Origin of the sequence: Promicromonospora kroppenstedtii DSM 19349, assembly GCF_000515355.1 — a bacterium.
GTDB lineage: Bacteria > Actinomycetota > Actinomycetes > Actinomycetales > Cellulomonadaceae > Promicromonospora > Promicromonospora kroppenstedtii.
The window spans coordinates 2,232-5,229 of the sequence record NZ_KI911765.1; the positions used below are offsets into that span (position 1 = coordinate 2,232).

3 protein-coding genes and 1 pseudogene are annotated in these 2,998 nt (G+C 75.0%); all 4 read right to left on the reverse strand.

The window, feature by feature from the left end; translation table 11 throughout:
- Positions 1-181: pseudogene (locus tag PROKR_RS37110) on the reverse strand (aminoglycoside phosphotransferase family protein); the annotation flags it as partial.
- Between the two features lie 11 nt (positions 182-192).
- Positions 193-1,479: an NUDIX domain-containing protein gene (locus PROKR_RS37740; RefSeq protein ID WP_245606025.1), complete on the reverse strand. Its 1,287-nt coding sequence runs from the start codon at positions 1,477-1,479 to the stop codon at positions 193-195.
- A 76-nt stretch (positions 1,480-1,555) separates the two neighbouring features.
- Positions 1,556-2,269 (reverse strand): phosphotransferase-like protein, encoded by a 714-nt coding sequence (locus PROKR_RS29515; protein ID WP_245606026.1) that lies wholly within the window; start codon positions 2,267-2,269, stop codon positions 1,556-1,558.
- A gap of 1 nt (position 2,270) precedes the next feature.
- Positions 2,271-2,714, reverse strand: a complete 444-nt coding sequence (locus PROKR_RS29520) for an SRPBCC family protein (RefSeq protein WP_036971347.1) — start codon at positions 2,712-2,714, stop codon at positions 2,271-2,273.
- Positions 2,715-2,998 lie beyond the last annotated feature (284 nt).

Here is a 2,998-nt window from a genome sequence, read left to right on the forward strand (position 1 = left end):
GCTGCCCGGCGCGGCGGACGGGTACGACCAGGGCGTTCGACCCGTGCCGGGGCGGCCCGTCGACCGTGAGCGCCCAGCGCCCGCACCAGGTGTCCACGAGGCGCGGGAGGTCGGTCAGCCAGCGCTGCTCCGCGGCCGTGGCGGTCCACCAGCGCGGCATCGCGAGGAACGACGCGGGCACCTCGATCGCGTTCAGGAGCCCTCCGCCACGGTGTCCTGCGCGACTGTGTCCTCCGCGACTGTGTCCTCTGCCGCGGTGTCCTCCGCCACGGTGTCCTCTGCCGCGGTGTCCTCTGCCGCGGTGTCCTCCGCCTCCGCGAGCAGCGCGTGCCGGTTGGCCCGGACGAACGCCTTGAGCGCGGTGGGCACCAGGTCGAGGCCGGCCAGGGCGGCGTCGTCGCGCAGGTCCACGCGCTCCACCTCGTAGGTGCCCCGGGTCGGTTCCTGGAACTCCGGGCCGGACCGCAGCGCCAGGTCCAGCGACCTCAGGCGCGCCAGGAAGTAGTGGTGCACCGCCACGCCCGCGTCCTTGGGCTGGGAGGTCAGGAACACCTGCCGGACGACGTCCGCCGTGGCGCCCAGCTCCTCGAGCAGCTCACGGCGCAGGCCGGCCTCGACCGAGGCGTCCTCCGGCTCGACGCGGCCGCCGGGCGTCACCCAGTACGGCGCGCGCCCCCGGACGGTGCGCTTGATGAGGACGAGACGACCCGCGTCGTCGAGCAGGACCGCGCGCGCCGAGCGGCTCACGACCGTCGGCGGGACGGTCCGGGTCGCGTGGATCTCGTCCACCACGGGCGCCTGGCGCAGGTATCCCTCGAACAGCGGGCCGCCGGCGGCGTCGAGGGTGGCCCGCGCGACGTCGACCATGGCCTGGTCGTCGTGCCGCGCCGCCACCCAGCGGGCGGCGTACCCGAGGTCCCAGGTACGCAGCTCGCGCAGCAGCCACTTGCCGCCGCCGTCCCACCGCCCGGCCGCCGCCAGGGCGAGGTGCCCCACCCTCTCCCACAGCACGGAGCGCACCACGTCGGCCTCGCCGCCGTCGCGCGCGTAGGCGAGGTCGTCCAGCAGGTCGGTCACGCCGTACCGGGCGTCCTCCAGCGCGGCGTCGGACGCCGGACCAGGGCCGGCGTCGAGCAGCGCGCTGCACTCGGCCTGCAGGTCGTCGACGGCGCCGGCGGGGCCCGCCACGAGCACGCCCGTGGCGATCATCCGTGCCAGCGTGGGCTTGCGCCGCGCCGTCTCCGTGGTGATGAACCAGCGGTGCCCGGCCTCGGTGTTCACGAACAGCTCGACGGGCCAGCCACGCCAGCGCAGCGCGTCCCGGTGCCCGACGGCGTCGTCCGGAAGGCACACGACGATGTCGAGGTCCGAGCCCGCGGTCCGGGCGCCCGGGTCGAGGACGCTGCCGGCGAGCAGCGCCCACCGGGCCTCCGGGTAACGGTCGGCCACCAGGGCAGCAGCGTCTGCTCGCGGGTCCACGCCCGTCATCCTTGCGCACGGCGCGCGGCCGGAACACCCGTTTTCGTGAAGAAAGGCGGCGGTACGCCAGGAGCGATCAGGTGCCCACGGCGTGACCGGTCTCGATCGCGGGGTAGAAGTCGACCAGCCAGTCCCAGAGCACGTCCGCCACCTGCGCGGCGTCCCGCCCGGTGGTATCGATGACCAGGTCGGGATCCGGCGACTGGGGCGGCCGGCGGTTGTGGAACAGCGAGAGCCCCGCCGGGTGCTCGTGGCGGCGCTGCCGGTCCTCGAGGTCGCCGTCGGCGGCTCGGAGCTCGACGATCGCCACGGCTGCCGCACCCTCCCGCGCGAGCTCGGCGAGCCGCGCCTCGAGGTCCTGGTTGGCCTCCGGCTCGAACGCCTGCCCGTCGACGATCACGCCCTGGCCGGCGCGCAGCATCGCCACGACGGCGACGTTCATCGCGCCGAGCATCCGCATGCCGTCCGCGCCCGTGCGGATGCGGCGCACGCCGGGCTCGACGTCCTCGTAGCGAAAGCCCAGGTGGGAGTGCCGGGCACCCGGAAGCCCGCCACCCCAGTGGTCGGGGATCATCCGGAACAGCTCATCGAGGCCGAACCGCAGCAGGGGCCGCTCCGAGCGGTCTTGGACCGCCGTCGTCAGGGTCGACTTCCCGGCGGCCGAGGGCCCGTTGATGACCAGGCACAGGGGCGGCCCGGTCCGGTTCACGCCGGTCCGGGCGGCATCGGTCCGGGCAGCATCGGTCCGGGCAGCATCGGTCCGGGCGGCATCGGTCCGGTGCGTGCCCACGTCAGCCCACCGCCGTCCGGCGCCGGACGCGGGTCACGATGCTCCTGGTCGCGAGCTTGTGGAAGCCCGAGTCGATCACGAGCAGCCGGTACACCGCCCCGGGCACCCCGGGGAAGGCCGCGTCGGTGTGCGCCTCGAGCCGGGTGCCTCCGTCGTCGTCGGGCAGCAGGGTGAACGTGAGCGTATAGGTCGAGAACCGGTGCACGCCGTCGAGCACGAGCCGGGCCGGCGGGTCCGCCGCCGTGACGTGGAAGCCGGGCACCACCGAGCCCGCCGTCAGCGGGCGCGGGCCCAGGTGCCGCTGGTCGCGGCAGCCGATCAGGCGGACGTAGAAGGCCGGGCGCCCGAGCACCTCGACCTGGTCCAGGACGGCCTGCCAGACGACGTCGGGCGGGGCGTCGATCAACGTCGAGCGCACGTCACGGTACCGCCGGGGTCCGACCATGCCCGGACCCTACCCGTGCCCGCGCCCGCGCCCGCGCCCGCGCCCGCGCCCATGCCGCACCCGGAGAAGAGCCCTCGCCACCTCACCCGCTATCCGGGACCAAAGGCCCTGACGCGCCAGCCCCGGCGGACGGAAACTGCCGGTTAGGCGACTGGATCGTCCACGGAGGTACGCCATGTCCGCCAGGCAGCACCACAGCAGGCCGCACAACAGCAGAGGGCAGCACCACAGCAGAGGGCAGCGCACCGGCAGACGGCGGCGGATCGGCCGCGGGCTGGCCGCCG

Excerpts from the sequence above, each read along its gene's own strand:
- PROKR_RS29520 (WP_036971347.1), bottom strand. The coding sequence starts at position 2,714 with ATGGTCGGACCCCGGCGGTACCGTGACGTGCGCTCGACGTTGATCGAC.